The sequence below is a fragment of the Mycobacterium sp. 852002-51961_SCH5331710 genome (assembly GCF_001665535.1).
GTDB lineage: Bacteria > Actinomycetota > Actinomycetes > Mycobacteriales > Mycobacteriaceae > Mycobacterium.
Window position 1 is genome coordinate 28,765 of the sequence record NZ_LZSQ01000040.1, and the last position, 22,768, is coordinate 51,532.

The 22,768-nt window shown below is 67.0% G+C and carries 25 protein-coding genes; 9 read left to right on the forward strand and 16 right to left on the reverse strand.

Annotation, left to right across the window (positions count from 1 at the left end; all coding sequences use genetic code 11):
* Positions 1-191 precede the first annotated feature (191 nt).
* The gene (locus A5752_RS06835; RefSeq protein WP_197500558.1) at positions 192-911 is read right to left on the reverse strand and encodes a DUF1906 domain-containing protein; all 720 of its coding nucleotides are present in this window, start codon (positions 909-911) and stop codon (positions 192-194) included.
* 165 nt (positions 912-1,076) lie between these two features.
* Between A5752_RS06835 and A5752_RS06840 the strand changes: the two genes are divergently transcribed.
* Positions 1,077-2,285 (forward strand): ABC transporter substrate-binding protein, encoded by a 1,209-nt coding sequence (locus tag A5752_RS06840; protein WP_067083577.1) that lies wholly within the window; start codon positions 1,077-1,079, stop codon positions 2,283-2,285.
* Here the strand turns inward: A5752_RS06840 and A5752_RS06845 are convergent.
* A complete protein-coding gene (locus tag A5752_RS06845; RefSeq protein ID WP_067083579.1) occupies positions 2,275-2,985 on the reverse strand; it encodes a MerR family transcriptional regulator in 711 nt (236 codons plus the stop codon). The genes A5752_RS06840 and A5752_RS06845 overlap by 11 nt on opposite strands.
* Before the next feature lie 323 nt (positions 2,986-3,308).
* Between A5752_RS06845 and A5752_RS06850 the strand changes: the two genes are divergently transcribed.
* Positions 3,309-4,583, forward strand: a complete 1,275-nt coding sequence (locus A5752_RS06850; protein ID WP_067083581.1) for an MFS transporter — start codon at positions 3,309-3,311, stop codon at positions 4,581-4,583.
* A 6-nt stretch (positions 4,584-4,589) separates the two neighbouring features.
* On the opposite strand, the gene A5752_RS06855 is transcribed toward A5752_RS06850, so the two are convergent.
* Positions 4,590-5,009, reverse strand: coding sequence for a ChaB family protein (locus A5752_RS06855; protein WP_067083583.1), 420 nt, complete (start codon positions 5,007-5,009; stop codon positions 4,590-4,592).
* A 46-nt stretch (positions 5,010-5,055) separates the two neighbouring features.
* Positions 5,056-6,252, reverse strand: coding sequence for a low temperature requirement protein A (locus A5752_RS06860; protein ID WP_067083626.1), 1,197 nt, complete (start codon positions 6,250-6,252; stop codon positions 5,056-5,058).
* Positions 6,253-6,322: 70 nt separating this feature from the next.
* Between A5752_RS06860 and A5752_RS06865 the strand changes: the two genes are divergently transcribed.
* Positions 6,323-7,051: an IspD/TarI family cytidylyltransferase gene (locus A5752_RS06865; protein ID WP_231983342.1), complete on the forward strand. Its 729-nt coding sequence runs from the start codon at positions 6,323-6,325 to the stop codon at positions 7,049-7,051.
* Here the strand turns inward: A5752_RS06865 and A5752_RS06870 are convergent.
* The 6 genes from A5752_RS06870 to A5752_RS06895 form a co-directional block, all read right to left on the reverse strand.
* Positions 7,032-7,727, reverse strand: a complete 696-nt coding sequence (locus A5752_RS06870; protein ID WP_067083586.1) for a 2-C-methyl-D-erythritol 4-phosphate cytidylyltransferase — start codon at positions 7,725-7,727, stop codon at positions 7,032-7,034. The two genes, A5752_RS06865 and A5752_RS06870, sit on opposite strands and share 20 nt — an antisense overlap.
* Positions 7,727-8,380, reverse strand: a complete 654-nt coding sequence (locus tag A5752_RS06875) for an Rv1363c family protein (RefSeq protein ID WP_067083588.1) — start codon at positions 8,378-8,380, stop codon at positions 7,727-7,729. Before A5752_RS06875 ends, A5752_RS06870 begins: the two co-directional genes overlap by 1 nt.
* Positions 8,377-9,249 (reverse strand): Rv1363c family protein, encoded by an 873-nt coding sequence (locus A5752_RS06880; protein WP_067083589.1) that lies wholly within the window; start codon positions 9,247-9,249, stop codon positions 8,377-8,379. Before A5752_RS06880 ends, A5752_RS06875 begins: the two co-directional genes overlap by 4 nt.
* A gap of 138 nt (positions 9,250-9,387) precedes the next feature.
* Positions 9,388-10,854, reverse strand: a complete 1,467-nt coding sequence (locus tag A5752_RS06885) for a FadD3 family acyl-CoA ligase (protein WP_082963775.1) — start codon at positions 10,852-10,854, stop codon at positions 9,388-9,390.
* The gene (locus A5752_RS06890) at positions 10,851-12,041 is read right to left on the reverse strand and encodes an amidohydrolase family protein (protein WP_067083592.1); all 1,191 of its coding nucleotides are present in this window, start codon (positions 12,039-12,041) and stop codon (positions 10,851-10,853) included. Before A5752_RS06890 ends, A5752_RS06885 begins: the two co-directional genes overlap by 4 nt.
* A 90-nt stretch (positions 12,042-12,131) precedes the next feature.
* A complete protein-coding gene (locus A5752_RS06895) occupies positions 12,132-13,712 on the reverse strand; it encodes an AMP-binding protein (protein WP_067083594.1) in 1,581 nt (526 codons plus the stop codon).
* Between the two features lie 90 nt (positions 13,713-13,802).
* Here A5752_RS06895 and A5752_RS06900 point away from each other — a divergent pair, with 90 nt between their 5' ends.
* On the forward strand, positions 13,803-14,519 hold the full coding sequence (locus A5752_RS06900; RefSeq protein WP_067083596.1) for an enoyl-CoA hydratase/isomerase family protein: 717 nt from the start codon (positions 13,803-13,805) through the stop codon (positions 14,517-14,519).
* Positions 14,520-14,602: 83 nt separating this feature from the next.
* Here A5752_RS06900 and A5752_RS06905 read toward each other — a convergent pair whose 3' ends face one another.
* Genes A5752_RS06905 through A5752_RS06920 form a run of 4 tightly spaced genes read right to left on the reverse strand, consistent with a single transcriptional unit; the run spans position 14,603 to position 17,376 of the window.
* Entirely contained in the window at positions 14,603-15,133 is a 531-nt protein-coding gene (locus A5752_RS06905) for a VOC family protein (protein ID WP_067083597.1), read from the reverse strand.
* Positions 15,130-16,152 (reverse strand): zinc-binding dehydrogenase, encoded by a 1,023-nt coding sequence (locus tag A5752_RS06910; protein WP_197500560.1) that lies wholly within the window; start codon positions 16,150-16,152, stop codon positions 15,130-15,132. The genes A5752_RS06905 and A5752_RS06910 overlap by 4 nt, the downstream gene beginning before the upstream one ends.
* Position 16,153: 1 nt before the next feature.
* Positions 16,154-16,960 carry an SDR family NAD(P)-dependent oxidoreductase gene (locus tag A5752_RS06915; RefSeq protein ID WP_082963776.1) on the reverse strand — a complete coding sequence of 269 codons (807 nt, stop codon included), beginning with the start codon at positions 16,958-16,960 and terminating at the stop codon, positions 16,154-16,156.
* Entirely contained in the window at positions 16,957-17,376 is a 420-nt protein-coding gene (locus A5752_RS06920; RefSeq protein ID WP_067083599.1) for a nuclear transport factor 2 family protein, read from the reverse strand. The genes A5752_RS06915 and A5752_RS06920 overlap by 4 nt, the downstream gene beginning before the upstream one ends.
* Before the next feature lie 84 nt (positions 17,377-17,460).
* On the opposite strand from A5752_RS06920, the gene A5752_RS06925 reads away from it, so the two are divergent.
* Genes A5752_RS06925 through A5752_RS06935 form a run of 3 tightly spaced genes read left to right on the forward strand, consistent with a single transcriptional unit; the run spans position 17,461 to position 19,544 of the window.
* Positions 17,461-17,883, forward strand: coding sequence for a Zn-ribbon domain-containing OB-fold protein (locus tag A5752_RS06925; RefSeq protein WP_067083601.1), 423 nt, complete (start codon positions 17,461-17,463; stop codon positions 17,881-17,883).
* 16 nt (positions 17,884-17,899) lie between these two features.
* The gene (locus A5752_RS06930; RefSeq protein WP_067083603.1) at positions 17,900-19,045 is read left to right on the forward strand and encodes a thiolase family protein; all 1,146 of its coding nucleotides are present in this window, start codon (positions 17,900-17,902) and stop codon (positions 19,043-19,045) included.
* Positions 19,046-19,097: 52 nt separating this feature from the next.
* Positions 19,098-19,544, forward strand: coding sequence for an Rv2576c family protein (locus A5752_RS06935; RefSeq protein WP_067083604.1), 447 nt, complete (start codon positions 19,098-19,100; stop codon positions 19,542-19,544).
* Between the two features lie 9 nt (positions 19,545-19,553).
* Here A5752_RS06935 and A5752_RS06940 read toward each other — a convergent pair whose 3' ends face one another.
* Positions 19,554-20,162, reverse strand: a complete 609-nt coding sequence (locus A5752_RS06940; protein WP_067083606.1) for a TetR/AcrR family transcriptional regulator — start codon at positions 20,160-20,162, stop codon at positions 19,554-19,556.
* Positions 20,163-20,346: 184 nt separating this feature from the next.
* Here A5752_RS06940 and A5752_RS06945 point away from each other — a divergent pair, with 184 nt between their 5' ends.
* Positions 20,347-21,627 carry a cytochrome P450 gene (locus A5752_RS06945; RefSeq protein ID WP_067083608.1) on the forward strand — a complete coding sequence of 427 codons (1,281 nt, stop codon included), beginning with the start codon at positions 20,347-20,349 and terminating at the stop codon, positions 21,625-21,627.
* 90 nt (positions 21,628-21,717) lie between these two features.
* On the opposite strand, the gene A5752_RS06950 is transcribed toward A5752_RS06945, so the two are convergent.
* A complete protein-coding gene (locus tag A5752_RS06950) occupies positions 21,718-22,125 on the reverse strand; it encodes a hypothetical protein (protein ID WP_064414715.1) in 408 nt (135 codons plus the stop codon).
* 93 nt (positions 22,126-22,218) lie between these two features.
* On the opposite strand from A5752_RS06950, the gene A5752_RS06955 reads away from it, so the two are divergent.
* On the forward strand, positions 22,219-22,743 hold the full coding sequence (locus tag A5752_RS06955; protein ID WP_231967455.1) for an Rv2253/PknI dimerization domain-containing protein: 525 nt from the start codon (positions 22,219-22,221) through the stop codon (positions 22,741-22,743).
* Positions 22,744-22,768: the final 25 nt, after the last annotated feature.

The following is a 22,768-nucleotide window of genomic DNA, read 5'->3' on the forward strand; positions in this document are numbered from 1 at the left end:
TGGTTACGGTCGAGTAGGCAGAACAGCGCTGATCACGGTAGTTTTGTTATCAAATCGTTATAAAGAAATTTTCGACGCGTCTCACCAGCGGCGTCGCTGCGGCCAGACGAGACACGCACGTGTGATTTGTCTTCTCAGCGGCCCCGGCCACGCGGAAAAGTTTGCTGAAGATACTTACTGATCGGTAAGGTTTAGTCCCACTGCCCAAATTGGGGCCTGAGGATGTGGTTGACGTCCACGCCGATCCCGGCCACCGACCGCTTGTCGATCTCGACCTGGTGCAGATGTGCGGCGGGGTGCGCGACCCGTCCCGGCGATCCCCAGTTGTGCTGCCAGAAGTACGTGCCGATGCCGTCCTGGAGCGCCCACTCGATCGTCCTCGAATTCGCATAGACACCGACGCGCTGCTTGCCCAGCACCGACTCCCAGCCGCGCAGATACGGCGCCACCAGCTGTTTGTACTGCTCGTAGGTCGGATCGTCATCGATCGACGCGTAGATCGGGGCGCCCTGGGATCCGCCGGCGGCGACGTGCAGTTCCCAGCCCCGCTTCGCGTGCGCGACCCCGGCGTTCTGGCCGCCGAGCCAGTCGGCGGTGTCCTTCTTGCCGTACTGGTAGCAGGACACGATCTTCAGGCCGCCCTGGTACAGGTCGCGCGCCTCGGTCAGTTGGATCGGCTTACCCAGCATCCAGGCCCCGCCGGGCCGGCGGTCGGAGACGTAGCGAATGGCCCCCAGGGCGCCCGCCGCACGGATGTCGCTGGCCTTGAGGACGCCGGCCGCGTAGTCGAGAAGGATGCCCAGCGGCGCGGCCCCCGCGGGTGCGGCCGCCGCCTGCATGCCTGCGCCGATGACGAGGGCCGCCGGGGCGGTAAGCGCGCCCTTCAGCACGGCGCGCCGGGATATCGACACAAGCCACAGGATACGACAACTGTCACAATCTTCACGCCGATGTCACTGGTCACAGCAGTATCACCGGACATGGCATCGGCGCGGCGTTGCCGAGCTAAGCCGAAACGCGGAATCATCGCAGGAGCACGGTTCGACGATCCGCCGATCGAACGAGGAGTAGAACCCATGGCGCGCTGGCCGTCCGCCGTCGTGCGAACCGGTCTGACCGTCATCAGCTGCGCCGTGCTGGTCCTGTCGCTGACATCCGGCTGCTCGGACGAACGGCGCTCCCCCGGCGGCCAGGCTCCGCCGGAGATCGAGCCCCTCGGCGCGGTCGGCGAGGGCGAGGGGCGACTCGACCTGATCGCCTGGGCCGGCTACGCCGAGGACGGTTCCCACGACGCCGAAGCCGATTGGGTGACACCGTTCGAACGCGAGACCGGCTGCCAGACCGAGGTGACGCTCGGCAACACCTCCGACGAGATGGTGCAGTTGATGCGCAGCGGTGCCTACGACGGGGTCTCGGCGTCCGGCGACGCGACTCTTCGGCTCATCTACGCCGGCGACGTCGCCCCCGTGAACACCGATCTGGTTCCGAACTACGACTCCATCTCGCCGTTCTTGAAGGACCAGCCGTGGAACTCGGTCGACGGCCAGATGTACGGCATTCCGCACGGATGGGGAGCCAACCTGCTGATGTACAACATCGAGGTCGTGCGGGACGCGCCCAATTCCTGGGCGGCGGTGTTCGACGACGCCGACAAGTACCGCGGCAGGGTCACCGCATACGACTCGCCCATCTACATCGCCGACGCGGCGCTGTATCTGTCCAAGACGCAGCCCGAGTTGGGCATCGACGACCCGTATTCGCTGACGCCCGAACAGCTGGACGCGGCGGTGCGGCTGCTCGAGAAACAACGCGAGAACGTCGGCCAGTACTGGTCGGACTACTTCAAGGAAGTGGAGGCGTTCGAGTCCGGCGCCTCCGTCATCGGCACCACCTGGCAGGTGATTGCGAACACGATCGGTGCGCGTAACAGGGTTCCGGTCAACACGGTGCTGCCGAAGGAGGGTTCCACCGGCTGGTCGGACACCTGGATGATCTCGTCGAAGGCGGCGCACCCCAACTGCATGTACAAGTGGATGAACTGGATCTCCTCGCCGGAGGTCAACGCCGAGGCCGCCGAGTTCTTCGGCGAGGCGCCGGCCAACGCGAAGGCCTGCGAGCACACCACCGAGCGCGACTTCTGCGACATCTACCACGCCACCGACGCGAGGTTCGCCGCGAAGATCCACTACTGGACCACGCCTCAGAAGCGGTGCGTCGGCGGCGGCGGTGACGAGTGCACCGATTACGACGAGTGGGCCGCCCGGTGGCGCCAGATCACCGGGTGAGCCGCGGACTCTGCTCCGGGTCCGCTGTCGGCATGTGACGCTGCAGCGCCGCGTCCAGGCGCCCGGACACCACGCTGGTCCACAGGTCGCGGTAGTCGCGCGCAGCCCGCGCGAGTTCGTCGATGTTGTCCGGTGTCGGTGTGTAGTCCGCGCCGAATTGAGCCGCCATGCAGTCGCCGAGCGTCGCGACGAACTGTGCCGCCAGCGCGTCGACCGCGTCGCGGCTGGCCTCGACGATGTGCAGCAGCGCGCGGACGGCGGCCAGATGGTCCGACGAGCGCGAAACCACCTGCCGCACCGCGGGATCGGTCAACACCACGCCGCCGTCGATCACCTGCGCGAGCCCGTAGTCGACCAGCCTCCGTGCCTCGTCGCTCTCGGCGCCGATGCCCACCGCGTCTGCCTCCTGGGCACCGGACTCCGCTCTCGGGCCCAGCACCGCGCGCTGGATGCCGAGGATGTCGGCCAGGTCGGTGCCCTCACGCAGGCTGGTGAAGAACTCGGCGATGTGGGCGGTGTTGAAACCCCGTCGGTGCAACTGGTTGATGGTGCGCAACTGCGACAGGTGGTAGTCGTCGTAGAACGCGGAGCGGCCGACGCGCCGGGGTGGGTCCAGCAACCCCCGCTCCCGGTAGGCGCGGATGTTGCGGGCGCTGACGCCAGAGATCTCCGCCAACTCGTTGAGGCGATACTCAGCCACCGTCGCGACCTCCCACGGCCCCGCGGGCCGACGGCTGAGCGCGACGCTTCATTCGATCACTGTAACCCGCCACAACATTTGCGAGCGAACTTTAGGCCCGGCGACGGCGGTCGACCAGCCCGCCGCTCGCACCACCCTCTATCTGCATCGATCACGAGCGGGGTCCGGACAACCGTGCACGAACCGTCGATTACAGCCAACTCGGTCCGCCCGCCGGATCACCGCGGTGAGCGAACTCACCGATGCGGGATTGGCGCCGTCGCACCCGCGTACGGAAACATGGAAAAGTCAGATTTATTACTCATCAGCGGGAAAGGTTCGGTGTGCGTCCCTGGATCGTCTGGGCCACCGGGCTGTTCGCATACATCGTCGCAGTTCTCGACCGCACCACGTTGGGCGTCTCCGGCCTCGATGCGGCAGACCGGTTCCATGCCAGCCCCAGCGTGCTCTCGACGTTCGTCGTGCTGCAGGTCATCGTCTACGCCGCCGCGCAGGTGCCCGCCGGCGTCCTGCTCGACCGCTTCGGTTCCAAGACCCTGATCCTGGCCGGCGCCGCGCTCATGTCCGGCGGTCAGCTCACGCTCGCGTTCACCGAATCACTGCCCATCGCCATCGGGGCGCGCGCCGTGTTGGGCCTCGGCGATGCCTTCACGTTCATCTCGGTGCTGCGCCTCGTCCCGCACTGGTTCACTCCGCGGCAGGTTCCGCTGGTCACCCAGCTGACCGGTATCTGCGGACAGCTCGGCCAGGTGCTGTCGGCCGTCCCCTTCTTCGCCGTGCTCGACGCGATGGGATGGACGACGGCTTACGTCTCGGTGGCGGCCATCGGTGTGTTGTCGATGGTTTTGACCGCGGCGCTGGTGAAGAACACCCCGCACGGCAACGCGGTGGAGATCGAGACCGTTTCGGTGCGCGAGACGCTGGCCAGCGTCAAAACGGTCTGGCTGCGTCCGGGCACCAGGCTCGGGTTCTTCACCCATATGGGCACCCAGTTCTCCGTCACCGCGTTCGCGCTGATGTGGGGTGTGCCCTACTTGACGAACGCGCAGGGGCTGTCGGCCGGCGTGGCCGGGCTGATGTTGACGGTGTCGGTGGTGGCAGCCATCTCGGCCGGTGTGCTGATCGGCATCTTCACCGGGCGCCGCCCGCATCGGCGCTCGCGGCTCGTGCTGTGCATCATCGCGAGCAATGCGTTGATGTGGACCGTCGTGTTGGCGCTACCCGGCAGGGCGCCGCTGTGGCTGCTCGTGACGCTGATCGTGGTGATCTCGGTGGGTGGGCCCGGCTCCATGGTGGGCTTCGACTTCGCCAGGACCTTCAACCCGAGCGCGACACTCGGCACCGCGTCCGGTCTGGTCAACATGGGCGGCTTCATCGCCTCGCTGCTGGTGATGCAGTCGATGGGGGCCATCCTCGACGCGGCCGGCGGCTTCTCCTTCGACTCGTTCCGGGTGGCCTGGACCGTGCAGTACGCGATCTGGGCGTTCGCGGTACTCGGCATCCTCATCACCCGCGGCAAGGCGCGCAAGGTGATGAGGGCCGAACAGGAGCGGATGCTGCTCGAGAGCTTGGACACCCGCGCCGGCGCGGAGGACTAGGCGAACTCAGCGACGGCGGGCCGTGGTGCGGCGGTTCGCCTTCTTGATCGCCGAGACCAGCTCGTCCTTGTTCATCGTCGAGCGACCCGAGATGTCCAGCCGCCGTGCGACTTCCATCAGGTGCTTCTTGGAGGCGTTGGCGTCCACGCCTTCCGCCGTGTCGCCCTTGGCATTCGGGCCGCCGCTGCGCGCACGCTGGTCGGACGGGCCCTTCTCGGACTTCGCTTCCCAGTGGTCGCCGACCTTCTCGTAGCTGTGCTTGAGCGCGCTGTAGGCGACGCGGTGTGCGCGCTCGCCCTCGCCGTATTCCTCGGCAGCGGCGTCATGAGCCTTCGCGAAGGTCCGCTGGGCCTTGGCGGATGACTTCTTCAGGGTGCTGGGCAGCTCGCTCTTTCGGGCGCTGCCACTCTTGGTTGTCTTCGGCATAAAAAAAGGCGTACCCGGGCCGTGAGGTGCCGAAACGATCGGCGAATCAGTAGTTCAGCCCGAGAATCTCGTAGCCGACGACCGTCAGCATCGGCGCCAGCGTGACGACCAGGAGACAGTTCGCCATCGAGATTCCGGCGGCCGCCAGCCACACCGAAAGCGCCAGCACAACGATCGTCAGCGTGATCAGCAGGACATGCGGGATCGAGGCCTTACCCACCATGAACGTGTTGAGCAGATAGACCGAGACGACGAAGAGCCCGACCGGCACCGCGACCGACAACACGGTCCCGACCGAGGAGAGTTCGGAATGGTGCTCGATGTAGAGGGCGGCCGCGTCCAGGCCGGCGCCGGTGGCGACGATCGCGCCGAGCGTCACGATCGGGAAGTAGCCGAACCAGAAAGATCTTTCACGCCGGGCGTGCAGAAGCTCGGCATGCGGGGTCAGGAAGTAGATCCACCACAACCCGAACGTCAGGCCGACGCCGGCCACCACGACGAAGACGGCGTCGAAGGTCCAACCCTGCGCGTTGACCACCGCGGTCAGTGAGGCCACGGTCCCGACCACACCTTCCCCGAGCGCGATGATCGTCAGCAGTCCGTAGCGTTCGGCGATGTGATGGGCGTGCCACGGCGTACCGCCGCGGCGCAGCTCCGCGAGAAGCGGCCCCAGCGTTTCGATTCCGATCAGCACGACGACGATCGCCATCGTCACCGGCAGCGACGTGTCGAGGAAGATGCTGACGATCCACAGCACTTGCGCGAAGGTGACCGCGGCGACGTAGGTCAGGCACGCCGACCGGTGCGCGGGGTCCTGGGCGGCCGCGCGTACCCACTGCCCCACCAACGCGATACGCATCACGACATAGCCGGCGACCACGACGCGGTTGTCGACGTGCGCGCCGTGTTCGATCGAGGCGAACAACGGAGGGAAGCCCAGCGCCATGACGATCACACCGACCATCTGCAGCATCGTCATGACGCGGTAGACCCAGTCGTCGGTGTCGTAGGCCGAGGCGAACCAGCTGAAGTTGATCCACGCCCAGCACACCGCGAACGTCGCGAACGAGAACGCGAACAACCCGGAACCGACGTGGTTGGCGGCGAGCATGTGCGCGAACTCGCGGGCCGCGACGCCGAATGCGATCACGAAGGTCAGGTCGAAGAGCAGTTCCAGGGGCGTGGCAACGCGGTGCGCCTCGTGGGGATCGCGACCGGACATGCGATGCACCCGGTGCTGCATGGCCGTCGGTTCGTGCGGAGTCTCGCTCACGGCGCCGTCCTTTCCTGACGTGCAGTGTCAAGATACGAGGGTGACCGTCGCAGAACGCTCAACCCCGCCGTCGGCCGTGGCCGTCGTACTCGCGGCGGGGCTGGGAACCCGCGTCGGCGCCGACGGCAACAAGGCCTACCTCGCGGTCGCGGGTCGGCCGATGGTCGCCTGGTCACTCGACACCCTGACGAGGGTTCCGGACGTCGGGCGCATCGTGCTGGTGTACCGGCGCGGGGAGCTGGATCTGGCCCGCGACATGGTGGCACGCGAACTTCCCGCGGCGAGCGTCGAACTCGTCGAGGGCGGCGACAGCAGGCACGGATCCGAACTCAACGTCCTTCGGCACCTGGAACCCGATATCGAGGCGGGCCGCATCGACGTCGTGCTCATCCATGACGCCGCGCGACCGGTGGCCGGTGCGGACATGTTCATCCGCGCGCTCGCGGTCGCACGCGAAGCCGGTGGTGCGGTACCGGCGTTGCCGCTGCGCGATGCGGTGACCACCGAGCTGCAGCGGCCGGCCGGCGGATCGCCGCTCGTGCGGGTGCAGACACCGCAGGCGTTTCTGGCCGCGCCACTGCTCGCCGCATACCGGAGCTCGGAACGGTACGGGTTCGAGGGCACCGATACGTCGTCGTGCATCGAGGCGTTCACCGACGTTGCGGTGCAGACGTTTCGGGGCGAGCTGCACAACATCAAGGTGACCTACGCCCGCGACATCGCGACCGCCGAACATCTGTTGGCGACGGTCAGCGGCGAGCGGCGATGACGGCCTCGAGGAACGGTCCGTCGTGCGGGAGATCGACCGCTACGGCCTCCGCGTCACCGTCGACGGTCGCGATCGGCACCGTCGATCGGATCGCTTCCACCGCCTCGTCGAACTCGCCGACCGGGTCCTCGAGCAATCGGCCGAGATGGCCGGCGGCGAATCCGCGCGGGTATTGCACGGTTTGAAGGGTCGAGCGATCCAGCGACGCGGTGACCACACCGCGCTCGTCGATGACCTTCACGCTGTCGGTGACCGGTTGCACCGGCAGCACGACGCTCGCTCCCCGCGTCAGGCCCTCGGCGACGCGCCTCGACAGGTCCGACGGCGTCAGCGGTTGCCGCACGTCGTACACGAGCACGTGTGACGCCGAAACCGGTTCGGCGACAACCTTTTCGACCGCCGCCGCGAGACACCGCGCCCGGCTTGCCGATCCACCGACCCCCTCGACGTACACGGCGTCCAGTCCGTCGCGGGCGAGTGACGCGTACACCTCGCCGGCGATGGCTTCGGCGGCCGCCACGACGACCGCGGTGCAATCGGGGACCGCCTGAAGGCAGTCGTCCACGACGCGCGCCAGAGGCGATCGGCCCGCCACTCGTTGCAGCGATGCCGCCGCGCGTTCGTCGGCCGGCAGTGTCACGACCGCCGCGAGGCGTTGGCCGGGAAGCGCCGTCACTACACGGGGTCGAATTTGTTGATCAGCCAGTGCCCGTCGGATTTGGTCAGGCCGACCTTGACCGCGCTCGCGGCGAAGGCACCGTCGGGATTCTCCTTGCTGACCGTCGTCTGGTTGACGAACACCAACACGGTCGCGGTGTCGGGATGCATCTCGGCCACACCGGCCTCGACGACCGCCGCGCTGGTCTTGACCTGCTTCTCCTTGACCGCCGGGGTCACGATCTGCTCGGTGAATTGGGTGTAGTAATTGAGGAAGTCGCCGGTGAGGTGCGATTTCGCATTCGTGAAATCCTGCTCCATCGAGTCCGGGGCGTACGACAACAGCGCCACGGTGCCCGACTTCGCCGCCTCCACCGCGACATTTTGTGCGTCGGCGTTGACCTGCTGGTCCGGTCGGTACTGGGAGAGGTACAACCAGGCGGCCACGCCTGCGGAGATCACGAGCAAAACCGTCAGCAGGATGGCGCCGAGATGCCGCCGCACGCCACCCCGAACTTTCGGACTGCTGTCCTCGGCGGGTTCCTCGTCGCCCTTCTCGGTGGCGTCCGGTTCCTCGGCGGCCGTCGACTCCGGTTCCACGGCCGTCGATTCCGGTTCGTCTGAGGCCGTGGTCTTCACGTCGGCCTCGTCGGTGTTGGCTTCGGTGCTCACGGTACGAACTCGACTTTCGACATCTTGATCTGGTCACCCTCGCGGACCAGGTCGACCTTGAGGCGCCAGGAGCGCGGCTCCTGGTTGGCGCCCGCGGTGTTGGTGACCCGCGAGGTGGCCGACACCAGTGCGGTGGCGTTGTTGTCTGTCTTCGACGTCAGCGCGGCGGTGTTGACGGTGACCTCGGTGACGACCTTGGACTCCTTGGCCACGTTCGTGAAGTCCTCGGCCTGTGCCTCGAAGTCCTGTTTGAACTGGCCGGTGGAGTTGTCGATGATGCGCTGCACGTCTTCCTTGGCCCGATTGAAGTCCAGCGACATCAGCGTCACGACACTCTGGCGGGCGGCCGCGGTGAACTCGGCGGTCTCCTGCCGGTCCTGTTCCGCCAGCCGGTGCTGCCAGACCATGTAACCGCTCGCGGCGCCGAACGCGAGGATCAGGACGACGGCGACGACCGCGGCGACGATCTTCCACCGGATCCGCGGCATCCGCAGGCGGCGGCGCTTCGAGGTCTCGGCGTCCTCGGTCGCGACGGCGTCGTCACCGACCGCTCCATCATCGGCGGCACCGTCGGCACTGTCGGCGGCTTCGGTATCGGCTTCGGCCGCGGTCTCCTCGGCCTCGACCACTTCCTCTTCGGCCCGTGCGGAACCTTTGGCCTCGGCAGCCTGCTTCCGCAACCGGATGGCCTTGGCCCGAGCACGGGCGGCGGCGGCGATCGCCTCCGCCTCGGCCGCTTCGGCCTCTGCCTCCTCGGCGAGGCGCAGCGCCTCGTCCGAGTCCGCCGACCGCTGCTCAGGGTCGTCCTGCGGCGGCTTTTCGACGCGGTCCGCGTCGATCACCGACTCGCGGCGCCTGAATGACGGCACAGCGCCCTCCTTACTGCTTCACCACTTGTGAGAATGCCATTATCGATTTTTGAGTATCGCCGCGACGATACCTGTGCAGGCACCGCCCGGCAAACATCGTCTTGCTGCGGAAATGCTATTTACGCGCTGTGCGGGAGCTCAGCGGCGATTGTCCTGAAGGCGGTCCTTCATCACCTTGCCGGTGGCGTTCAACGGCAGGCTGTCGAGGAACTCTACAGAGCGGGGCACCTTGAATCCCGCCATTCTTTCGCGGCTCCACGAAATGAGGTCCTCACCTGTGACGTCGTCGTGACCCCGGGTGCGCACGATGAACGCCTTGCCGACCTGGCCCAATCTATCGTCCGGCACCCCGATGACCGCCGCCTGCGCCACCGCGGGGTGCTCGAGCAGGAAACCCTCGATCTCGGCGGGATAGGCGTTGAAGCCGCCGACGATGAACATGTCCTTCTTGCGCCCGACAATCCTCAGGCGGCCCGAGTCGGTGAATTCGCCGAGGTCGCCGGTGTGCAGGAAGCCGTCGGCGTCGATCGCGTCGGCCGTTGCAGCGGGGTCGTCGAGATAGCCCTGCATGACGTTGTAGCCGCGCACCAGCACCTCGCCGTCGTCGGCGATGCGGACCTCCACGCCTTCGCACGGTAGGCCGGCCGTGGTCGCGACGTCCTCGGGGCTGTCCCCCGGACGGGACAGCGTCACGTTGCCGGCCTCGGTGAGCCCGTAGCCGGTCATCAGGCTGCCGAACGGCAACTCATCGCGGATCCGGCGGATCAGCTCGACCGGGATGTCGGCGGCCCCCGTCACGCCCGCCCGCAGCGATGCGAGCCGGTCCTTGTCGGCAACGGTCAGCAACGAGTGGTACAGCGTGGGCGGGCCGGGCAGCATCGTGATGCGTTCGCTCTCGATGAGCTCGACAACCAGGTCGACATCGAAAGCGGCGACGGGAAGCATCGTGGCGCCCCGCAGGAAGGACGCGACGAGCCCGGCCTTGAGCCCGAACGTGTGGAAGTACGGGTTGATCATCAGGTAGCGATCGCCTTCGCGCAGATCGGCGAGGGTCGCCCACTCCTCGTACGCGCGCAGCGTCTGGCGGTGGTTCATCATCGCGCCCTTGGGCCTGCCCGTGGTGCCCGAGGTGAAGATGACATCGGCGATGTCGGAGCCCGTCAGCTCGGCGACGCGGTCGAACGGTTTGCCGGAGGACAGGAAGCCCGACCCCAGGTCGATCACCGGCGCGTCCGTGGTCACCGAGTAGTCCAGGCCGAGGAAGTCCTTCTGAACCAGCACGGCCTTCGCGCCGCTGCGACCGATGATGTCGGCCGCCTCCTCAGGTTTGAACCGGGTGTTGACCGGGACCAGCACGCCGCCGGCGGCCAGCAGGCCGAAAGCCGCGATGATCCAATCGGCGGAGTTGGGCGCCCAGATGGCGAGCCGATCGCCCTTGGCGATGCCGAGGTCGGCGAATGCGCCTGCCGCGCAACGGATCCGCTGCACGGCCTCGGCGAAGGACAAGCGCAACGGACCGTCGACGATCGCTTCCGCGTCGCCGAAACGGTCCGCTGCGCTCAAGACCATCCCGGGGATGGTCTCCCAAGTGGGGTGCTGGGTCACACGGTGACGAGGCGACCCAGGTTGCCGCCCATGATCTTCGCCTGATCCTCGACCGACAGGTGCTCGAGTGCGGTGACGTAGTGGGTCGGCTCGGCCAGGCCCTCCGGATGCGGCCAGTCGGACCCGTAGAGGACCTGCTCCACGCCGATCAGGTTGATCAGGTCGTCGATGCCCTCCTCGTAGAAGGGGCTGACGTAGATGCGGTTCTTGATCTCCTCGATCGGGTTGCCCAGGAAGGCCTCGGGGGCCTTCTTGTACACCTCGGCCATGGAGTCCAGCAGCGGGAACATCCACTTCGAACCCGCTTCGACGATTCCGACCTTGAGCTTCGGGTGCCGGAACAGCGCGCCGTGAATCACCCACGAGGCCACCGCATCCTGGATCGGGCGCCACTCGTTGAGGATCGACATCGCGTTGGTCTGGAACGGCAGCATCTCCTGCGCGACGCCGTCCCACTCCGAGGTGTAGCGGGAGTAACCGCTGTCGGAGGAGTGCATGCCGACGAACACGTCGTATTCGACGCACTTCTCCCAGAACGGATCGAACTCGGGCAGCGCGAACGACCGCGGGCCGCGGAATCCGGGCACCGGCGCCGGGCGGACGAGGATGGCGCGGGCACCGCGCTTGACCGCCCAGTCGAGCTCCTCGATCGCCTTCTCGACGATGGGCAGCGTGATGACCGGCGTGACGAAGATGCGGTTCTGGTAGTTGAAGCCCCACACCTCATCGAGCCACTGGTTCAGCGAGTGGATGATGACGTGGATCGCGACCGGATCGTCGCGCAGCCGCTCCTCGATGAGGCTGGCCAGCGTCGGGAACATCAGAGAGCGGTCCACGCCGAGCTCGTTCATGAGCTCCAGGCGCGGTCCGGGTTCGAAGAACGCCGGGATCGAGCGCATCGGCTCACCGAACAGCTCGCGCTTGCTCTTGCCCTCGGGGTTGCCGAACTTGAAGTACTCCTCCCAGGCGCCCGGCTTGGCGACGTGGGAGAACGTCGGGTTCGGGATGTAGTTACTGATCTGACCCTTGATGGCGATCTTGGTACGCCCGTTGACCTCGACGTACTGGACGACGTCCTTGTACTCCTTGGGCAGGTACTTGGTCATCGCCTCCGGCGGCTCGTACAGGTGGTTGTCCGCGTCGAACAGCGGGAACGGTATGTCGACCCGATGTGACAGTTGCCCCATGGAACACTCCTTTTCGTCTCGGGAGAATCCTATTCTCATTGGTGTCGGCTGCGCAATGCGCCTTCGGCCAAATGGTTGTCGCCGGCGGACTCAATTCCGCGCTTTGGCCCGCACCTGCTCACGCAGGACGACCTTTTGCACCTTCCCGCTCGCGGTGCGCGGATAGTCCTGCCCCTCGGGCACCTCGTGCAGTTCCTCCGGCCACTTCTGAATCGCGACGCCGGCCCGCTTGAAGTGAGTACGCACCTCGTCGAGCGTCGGCATGGCGCCGCCCGCCCGGATGCGAAGCACCGCCGCGGCACGCTCACCGAGCCGGTCGTCGGGTGCTGCCACCACGACGGCTTCGGCGACGCTGGGCATGCCGAGCAGCACCTCTTCGACCTCGAGGGCGGAGATGTTCTCTCCCCCTCGGATGATCACGTCGGCCTTGCGGTCGGTGATGGTCAGGTAGCCGTCCTCGTCGAGCACCCCGACATCACCGGTGTGGTACCAGCCGTCGTCGTCGAACGCGCGCCTGGTCATCTCGTCGTCGGTGTAACCCAGGCACAGATCCGGTCCGCGCGAAAGGATCTCGCCGTCCTCGGTCAGCTTGATCTCGACGCCGGGACGCGCATCGCCGTCGGTGTAGAGCCGCTTGTCCTCGGGGGCGGTGGGCCGCGAGCCGGTGATGGAGGGGTGCTCGGTGCTGCCGTAGGAGCGGAACACGAAGAACCCCATATCGGCGAGCCGGCGTGTCACCGCCGCGGGGACGGTGGATCCGCCGAGGCCGACGGTCGTGAACCGGGAGCGGTGTGCGTCGGTGCAATCGGGATGGTCGAGCAGGCTGGTGACGAAGTAGGGCGGCCCGCCGCCAATCGACATGCCTTCGGACTCCATGAGTTTGAGCACCTTGCCCGGATCCCACACGTCGCACAGATCGATCGGGGCGCCCTCGAGCACCGGGATGAGGAACGCGCCGAGCATGCCGATGAAGTGACCGATCGGCGTCGCGGTGAGCTGGCGTCCGCGGTCCTTGGGGTAGTTCTCCAGCAGCTGGCGAGTCTCGAAGCCCAGCGTCTGATGGCTGTGCACAACACCTTTCGGCTTACTCGTGGTGCCCGAGGTGAACGCGATCAGCGCCGGGCCCGCCGGGTCGGTGGCCAAGGTGCCCGACATCGGGGCGTCGTCGAGAAGATCGTCGAAGCTGTGGACATGGTCCTCGCGCAAGCGCTCGTCGGCCCCCACCAGCGCCACGATCGGGACGTCGGCGGCCAGGTCCGGCGCGAACACCATCCGGCCGAATTCCCGCGCGGTGATGAGGACTTTCGGCCGCGCGGTCGCCAAGATGTGGGCGAGTTCCTTGCGGCCGTAGAAATGCACGATCGGCACCACGACCGCACCAAGGAACGCCGAAGCCCAGAAGGCAACGGCGGCCTCCATCCAATTGGGCAGCTGTAGCGCCACGACGTCGCCAGGGCCGACGCCTCGCTTGTGCAGACCCGCCGCGAGGCGACGGGCCCGCAGTTCGACATCGGCGAACGTGCCCGCGTACGGCCGGACGTCGGAGTGCACCCAGAAGCCGGTATCGGGGTTCTGGGCCAGGTGGCGGGCCAGCAGCTCACCGAGCGTGTCCGGGGTCCACCAACCTTCCTCCTCGTAGCGTTTGGTCAGCTCGACCGGGATGTTGCGCATGGACTCCCCACACTCAGGCGGCTGCTCCGACTCGAGGCGATGCTATTCTCTGAATCCGAGAATGCCAATATCGCAAATGGAGAACGGTTGATGGTAGACCTCGAGTTGGACGACGGCTTGGCGGTCATCACCATCGACCGGCCGCAGGCGCGCAACGCGATCGCGCCCGAGACCATGGAGCAGCTCGACGACGCGCTCGACCGCGCCGCGGGCGCAACCGCGCTGGTGGTCACGGGCGCCGGCGATCGGGCGTTCGTCTCCGGCGGTGATCTCAAACAGCTCGCGACCCTGCGCACCGAGGCCGACGCGGCCGCGATGGCGCGGCGGATGCGTGCGGTGTGCGATCGCATCGTCGCGTTCCCCGGCGTGACGATCGCCGTGCTCAACGGCCATGCGCTCGGCGGCGGGGCGGAGTTCGCGACCGCGGCCGATATCCGGCTGGCCGCCTCCGACATCAAGATCGGCTTCAACCAGGTGGCGCTCGAGATCATGCCTGCGTGGGGCGGCGCCGAGCGGCTGGTCGAGATCGTCGGCTACAGCAGGGCGTTGCTGTTGGCCGGTACCGGCACGATCCTGTCGGCCGACGAAGCCGAGCGCGTCGGCCTGATCGACCGGGTGCTCGCGCGGGAGACGTTCGACGACGACTGGCGCGCCGTCGCCCGCAAGCTTGCCCACCGGGCCGCCGGCGAGATCAAGCGTGTGATGAAGGGCGCCTCGACCGACGAGGCCGTGAACGCGTTCGCGCGGCTGTGGGTCTCCGACGAGCACTGGGCCGCCGCCGACAAGGCCATGAACCGCGGCAAGTAACTCCCGTCGCGCGAGCGCGCGTGTTTGCACACGACACGCCGCGCATTGTCAGCACTTTGCGCACGCTCACGCGCCGCGAAAGATCAGCCGCCCAGAACCCGGATCGGATCGCTGCCGTCCCAGTTCGCCGCGGCGTCGCGCACGAACGACGCCATCCCGCTGGTGATCTCGGTGAGCTCCATGATCTCGATGATCTGCGCGACCTGCGCCCGGCCGGCCGGCGGCTCGACGTACGCGAAGCGGGTACCGACGTCCTCGCCGCCCGACCACACGACCGGCCAGCCCGCCTCGGCAACCGCGCGCATGGTGGCGTCGAAATCGGTTGCCCAGTAGGCGAACTGATGGAATCCCTCACCGTGGGCGTCGAGGAACTCGGTGAAGACGCTCGGCGCCTCGCTCTGCTGCTGGATGAGCTCGAGCTGCATGTCGCCGCTGTTGCTCAGCGCCAGCGACTGGGTGATCTCACACGGCTCGCCGCGATAGCGCGCGGCCAGCGTCAGATCCCGCATGACGAACCAGGGCCCCACCCCCAGCTCGAGCCAGCCCGCGATCGCCCGGTCGATGTCGGTGACGACGTAGCCGATCTGGCGGATGGGGCCCGGAAGGACTTTCACGGCGCCCCCGGATGGACCACGATGCGCGGCGGGCCCGACCCCCTGCGCGCCTGATCGATGGCCTCGGGCACCTCGTCGAGACCGATCGTCGCGCCGATGCTCGGCGTCGGATCGAGGCGACCGTCGACGACCGCGTCGAGGGTGCCGTACCAGTCCTGCGGATGAGGCCCGCCGCCGAACTGGATCGTCATGCCCTTGTGGGTGGCGGCCGTGCAGTCGATCGTGCCCGCGTCGTACCAGCCTCCCGCGGCGTGCACACGCGCGAGGAACTCGCAGTTGTCGACGATCGTCTGCATCAGACCGTTGGCGCCCACGCACTCGAAGATCACCTGCGTGGTCTGGAAACCCTTGGCGCGAAACGTCTCCCGCCACACGTCGTAGGGGTCGCGCTGCGCCGGGTTGACCAGTACGTCGGCGCCGAACTTCGCCGCGTATCCGAGTCTGTCGTCGCTGTAGTCGGACACCACGATCGACTCGATGCCGCGCTTCTTCAGCGCGGCGACGGTGGACAGCCCGATGGCGCCCGCGCCGATGACCAGCGGCAGATCACCGGGGCCGGCGCCCGAGCACCGGACGTAGTACTCCCCGACCGCGAACGCGTCGACCAGCGCGACCGCGTCGTTCGGCGCGCCGTCGGGCACCCGTCGCGACATCATCTCCGAGACCACCATCAACTCGCCGAACGCGCCGTGGGCGTCGGGATGGTGTCCGATCACCAGCGGTTCCTGACCCGCGCGGATCAGGATCGGCATGCTGGTCACCTTGGTTCCGACCGGGAAGTCGCCCGAGCAGTCGGGCCCGTGGCCCACGACCTCCCCGACGAACTCGTGGCCCATCACGGTGTCGCGGTCGGGATCCCACAGAAATCGCGGCGACGAGTTGGGATGGTCCATGTAGTGAACGTCGGATGCGCAGATCGCCGCCGACAGCGGCCTGATCAACAACTCCCCCGGCCCGGGCGACGGATCGGCCGTCTCCCGGACGTCGAGCTTGCCGTCGCGAAGCACCACCGCGCGCATGTCAGACCTTCCTCTTGGCCGCGAAATCGGTTGAGGCGGCGCTGATCATCTCGACGAGTGTGCGCCGGTCGACCGTCCACACCTGCGAGGCCATGGCGCGATTGTTCTCGCCGACGACGTAGGTGGGTCCGTTTCCGATGTTCGCGATGATCTCGGCGGCGACGTCCTCGGAGCGCATCTGCGTCTGTGGGTCGTAGTCGACACCCATCCGCGCGAGCGCCGGGGTGTAGGTCATGCCGAGCGGAGTGCAGCACACGTCCACGCCGTGGGGACGCAACTCCGCCCACAGCCCCTCGGCGAACGTGTGCTGGAACGCCTTGACCGCGGAATACACCGCCAGCGTGGCCGACCCGGCCAGGCAGGCCAGCGACGCGACGATCACGATGCCGCCGCGGCCGCGCTCGGCCATCGCCGGTCCGAAGTGTCGGGCCAAGGCCATCGGCCCGACGCAGTCCAGCGCGACCTGTTTGAGCGAGTACTCGAGGTCGTTCTCGAGAAACGTCGTCGTACGGTCGGAAGCGCCCGCGTTGTACACGATCAGCCCCACGTCGAGTCCGTCGGTCGCCGCCGCCACCTTCGCGACCACGTCGGGATCGGTGAGGTCCTGCACGACGGCCTGCACCGCAACGCCGTGCCGCTCACGCGCCGCGGCGGCGACCTGGTTGAGCAGCGCTCCATTGCGTGCGATCAGCACGAGGTCGAGCCCACGCGACGCCAGCTGATCGGCCATCTCGGCGCCGATGCCCTCCGAGGCCCCGGCGATCGCCGCCCACGGTCCGTACCGCGCGGCGAAGTCGCCGATTGTCACGGCGCGACGCCGGCCGCGCTCATCACCCGCGCGATGTTGGTGGTGCGCTTGGCGATTCGCCACCCGTCCGCGGTCCTGACGAGCTCGTCGTCGTAGTGACCGAGGGCATCGATCCAGCTTCCGCCGTCATCGGGCACCGCCTGCAGCACCGCGCGCACGTAGGACCGCGCAGTCGCCCGGTCGGCGTCCACGTCGACGACGATGTTGGAGATGCGGTGGTAGGTCTGCCCCATGCCGCCGTGGATCTGCTCCATCAACGTGGTGAAGGCGTCGGGATCGGTGAAGGTCCCCAGGTCGCCGTAGTCGATGTCGACCTCGTCGGCCCAGCACGTGCGGAACAGCTTCCAGTCCTTGAAGTCGATCCCCGTTGCGTAGCGAATCAAGACCTCGGCGATCTGCGCTTTGTCGGCGTCCACATCGGGGAGGCTAGCAGCGCGTTGACTCGTTGACGACCCTGGTTCTCTCTAGACGAGAACGTCATTTCCAGTTATCGTCGGCGCGTGCCGACACAGCAAGTGGCGCTCGCGCCCGAAATCTCGACCTGGCCCGACGACAATCCGCAGCTGATCGGAAGCCGGTGCGGCGCGTGTGGCGCCACCGCCTTCCCGATTCAGCAGCGCTGCCCGCGGTGCAGCGCCGGTGACATGTCCGAGCTCAAGCTGCCCCGGCGCGGCACCCTCGTCGCGTGGACGACGCAGGGCTTCCCGCCCGGCGCCCCGTACAAGGGTCCTACCGGGAACGACTTCGTGCCCTTCGGCGTCGGGCTGGTTCAGCTCGAGGACGTCATCCGCGTCGAGGGCCGGCTCACCGAGAACGACCCGGCCAAGCTCGAGTTCGGCATGGAGGTCGAGCTGACGATGGTGCCGTTCACCACCGACGACGACGGCAACGAGGTCGTCACCTTCGCCTTCAAGCCCGTCTAGACACAGGAGCATCGAGATGACCAACGACGTGGCGATCATCGGCGTCGGGCTGCACCCGTTCGGCCGATTCCCCAAGACCGCGATGGAGATGGGCGCCGAGGCCATCCAATCCGCGCTCACCGACGCCGGCCTGGAATGGAAGGACATCCAGTTCGGGTTCGGCGGCAGCTACGAGGTGTCCAACCCCGACGCGGTGACCCGGCTCGTCGGGCTGACGGGCATCACCTTCACCAACGTCTTCAACGCGTGCGCCACCGCCGCCAGTGCGATCCAGCAGACCGCGGACACCATCCGGCTCGGCAAGTACGACATCGGCATCGCGATCGGCCTGGACAAGCATCCGCGCGGTGCGTTCACCGACGATCCGGCCAAACTCGCTCTGCCGCAGTGGTATGCCGAGAACGGTCAATTCGTCACCACGAAGTTCTTCGGGATGAAGGCCAACCACTACATCCACAAGCACGGCATCTCGCAGGCCACGCTGGCCAAGGTGGCGGCCAAGAACTTCCGCAACGGTGCGTTGAACCCGAATGCGTTCCGGCGCAAGGCGATCCCCGAAGCGGAGATCCTGAACTCGACGGTGCTGAACTACCCGCTGACGCAGTACATGTTCTGTGCGCCGGACGAGGGCGCCGCGGCGGTGATCATGTGCCGCGGAGACATCGCGCACCGCTTCACCAAGAAGCCGGTGTACGTGCGCGCCACCGAGATTCGCACCCGGCGCTTCGGCGCCTATGAGGTCCATGCGACGTCGGCGCCGCTGGACGAGGACGCCTCCCCCACCGTCTACGCCGCCAAGGCGGCCTACGAGGCGGCGGGCCTGGGCCCGGAGGATGTCGACGTCGCGCAGCTTCAGGACACCGACGCGGGCGCCGAGGTCATTCACATGGCGGAGACCGGCCTGTGCGCCGACGGAGAGCAGGAGAAGCTGCTCGCCGACGGCGCCACCGAGATCCACGGGTCGATGCCGATCAACACCGACGGCGGGCTGATCGCCAACGGTGAGCCGATCGGGGCTTCGGGACTGCGGCAGGTGCACGAACTCGTCCGGCAGCTGCGCGGTGAGGCGGGCGACCGTCAGGTCCCCGGTGAGCCCAAAGTCGGCCTGGCGCAGGTGTATGGCGCGCCCGGCACCGCGTCGGCGACGATCCTCGCGGTCTGATGCGGTTGGCGATTCGCGACCTGGGTCGCGGACGACGTTCTAAGATCCGGAAATGATCTCCGGTCGCTCGGTCCGTATCGCTTTGCCGGCCCTCGTGGCGGCAACCGTGGTGACCGCCGGCGGCGTGCTGTCGGTCAGCGCGCCGGCGGTGGCGCAGGATCCGCCGCCGCCGGTGCTGCACAACGTCAAGTACTCGGTGTTCTCCGAGCAGCCGTTCTACGTCGACATCTACTACCGCGACGTCGATCCCCCGAACTGGGCCGCCTACAGCCACAACCCGTACGAGTTCAGCCCGAAGGCCGAGGCCCAGATCGGACCGGACCAGCAGTGGAACTTGGACGTCCAGCTCGCCGATCCCGACCGGTGGGCGATGGTCGCGGCGACCAGCGGGACCGGCGAGGCGAAGCCGAACATCCACTGCGTGCTCGCGGTGGACGGCGTGGTGGTCGCCACCCACCAGGGCCCCAAGGGCGCGCTCTGCTCGATCCGGAACTGGTGAGCGCCGTTCTCAGCCGGCCGTGAGCGGTTCGCCCTCCAGGCGACGGATCCACTTCTCGCAGAAGGCGAATGTCTCCGCATGCCCGGTGGTCATGCCGAGCGCCCGTTCGACCACCAGCGCCTGCGACACGCTCGTCGCGAAGACCGTCCACACCACCGGCGGAACCTCCTCGGCGTCGGCCCCATAGCGTTCGAGGACCGACGCGATGGCCTTGTTCTGCTCTTCGCGGAACCGTTCGGCGTAGTAGATGATCTCGGCCCGTAACGCCTTGCGGTGATTGGCCAGGCCCATGAACTCCATCGTGAGCCGGGTGGCCTCGGGCTGGGTGCTGAACCGCCACAGCGCCCACAGCGGCTGAGGCGACGCGAGCGCCTCGGTGAGCGCTTTGAGGCCCAACTCGGCCATGCGGCGGAACACCGCGAGAAACAAGTCCTCCATGGTGCGGAAGTAGTAGTGCACGAGTTGCGGTTTGAGGCCCGCCTTCTCGGCGACCCGCCGCGAAGTGACGGCGGCGTAGCCCTCTTCCAGCAGCAACTGCTCGGCGGCGTCGAGCAGCACACCGCGGTTTTTCGCGTCCGGCGCCCCTATCCGTCGTGCCGACCCGGAAACCTGCGTCATCCGATCACTTCTCTTCCCGCCCTTCCGACACGCCGATCGTAGTGGGGACCCGCTTACCGATCTTGACCACGACCTTAACCCCATGCTAAGCAAGTGCTCAGCATATTAAGTCAAAGATGCAAGCGAGCGGCGCCGTCCGCTCACCATCACGCGGGCCAGCGTCGACCCTGAAGGGCTGAAAACCATGACCACTGATTTCGATTCGGTTGACTACTTCACCGATCCCTCCCTGGTTCCCGACCCGCACCCCTACTACGACCACATCCGGTCGAAGGACCCGGTCTGTTGTCCGATCAACAACGGCGTGCTCGCGGTCACCGGATGGGAGGCGGCCAACAGCGTCTACAAGGACAGCGAGAACTTCTCGTCCTGCGTGGCGGTCATGGGCCCGTTCACCCCGATGCCGTTCACGCCCGAGGGCGACGACATCTGCGAACAACTCGAAAAGCATCGGACCGAGATTCCGATGTTCGAGCACATGGTCACGATGGATCCGCCGCAGCACACCGACGCGCGCTCGATCCTGGCCCGACTGCTGACGCCCAAGCGCCTCAAGGAAAATGAGGACTTCATGTGGCGGTTGGCCGACCGCCATATCGACGAGTTCATCGCCGACGGCACGTGTGAATTCCTCGCCGCGTACGCAAAGCCCTTCTCGCTGTTGGTCGTTGCCGATCTGCTTGGCGTACCCGAGGAAGACCACGACGACTTCCGCGAGGCGTTCGGCGCCGAGCGGCCCGGTACGAACATCGGCAGCCTCGACCACGAGGTGATCGCCACCAACCCGCTCGAGTGGGCCGACGAGAAGTTCGCGCACTACATCGAGGAGCGCCGCGAGAACCCTCGCGACGATGTCCTCACCTCGCTCGCCACCGCGAAGTATCCGGACGGCTCCACCCCCGAGGTCGTCGACGTGGTGCGCACCGCGACATTCCTGTTCGCCGCCGGTCAGGAGACGACGGCGAAACTGCTCGGCGCCGCGATGCGGGTGCTGTCCGACCGGCCCGACATCCAGCAGCAGTTGCGCGACGACCGAAGCCTGATCCCGGTGTTCATCGAGGAGTGCCTGCGGATGGACAGCCCGGTCAAGAGCGTGTTCCGGATGGCCCGCAAGACAACAACACTCGGCGACACCCCGGTGCCGGCGGGCACGACTGTGATGGTCAGCCCCGGGGCGGCCAACCGCGATCCCGAGCGGTTCGACAATCCCCACGAGTTCCAGTTGGACCGCAAGAACGTCCGCGAGCACATCGCGTTCAGCCGCGGTATCCATTCCTGCCCTGGTGCACCGCTGGCGCGTGTGGAGGGCCGCGTCTCGATCGAACGACTCCTCGACCGGTTGGGCGACATCACGGTCGACGAGGAGAAGCACGGATCGATCGACGACCGCCGGTACGTCTATGAGCCGACATTCATCCTGCGCGGGCTCACCGAGATCAACATCGAGTTCAAGCCGATCGGCTGAGCGTCACCACGGTCGCCGAAACTGCGGAGCGATCACACGATCCGCAGTTTCGGCGTTCCGTGTGCAGTCTCGGGCAGTCGGCGCGAGACTCTACAGATCCCCGCGCTCCCAGTAGCTGCGCCCGTCCTTGGAGACGCAGGTGAGGAAGAGACCGTCCGGTGCCTGAGCGACCTCGCCGTCCATCGACGGGCACAGATCGTTCTCGAGCTTGACGCCGTGCATCTCCGGCGAGCGGAACCAGCGCGGCTCGTAGCGGCGCGGAGAACCGCAGAACACCAGCCGGCCCCACGACGTCACGCCGAACGCGTAGTACGTCGTGTTGTTGCAGTAGGACCCCAGCACGACGCCCGGCTGGATACCCGGTGTGCAGTTGGGGCTGTTGCATTCGGCGCCCGGCGGCGGCAGCGGCGGCAACGGCGGCTGCGCCTCGGCGGTCGGCGCCGTGAGCATCAACGCGGGGGTAGCCAGGGCAGCAAACACTGCGGCGAGGGAACGCACGGGCACATTGTTCCATACGCGCACAAGGAAATTCTCCCTTTCGGAGAGGGCGGCTACCGACCGCGATAAGCTGCATTCATGCGTGGATTTGGCGTGGCCGCCGGAGCGGTCGCAATCGCTGTGGCCGGAAGTCTGAGCACCGCGACAGCGGCGCACGCCGACGATTTCGCCGACGACTATCAAGTCGCGCTCAACGGCACCTTTCGGGTGATGTCGGACGGGCAATGGGCGAAACGCGGTATGCGACCTGGTGGCGCCGACGTCTTCATCAAGCAGCAGACGGTCGAGCAGACCTGGACGATCAGCACGAGTTGTATCAGCCCGATCGAATGCAGCGGCACCGTGCAGAGTGATCTCGGCTGGACCGCTCCGATCCGGCTCGACGACCTCTGGTACGTCGACCACGATATCCCCAACTGGTTGCCGTGCCCCGACGGCAGCTTCGCACCTGGTCACCAGAAATTCATTCTGGTGGGCTGGGACCCCACCATCAATCAGCGGGTCAACCATAACGCCACCTTCCTGATGGGCCGCGATCAGACCAAGAGCCCGAGCGGTGCGTGCGGCGCCAATCAGCCCCTCGTGATCGAGATGCCTGTCAAGGTCCAGAAAATCTGACGTCCACCCACCTTCACGGAGCTTC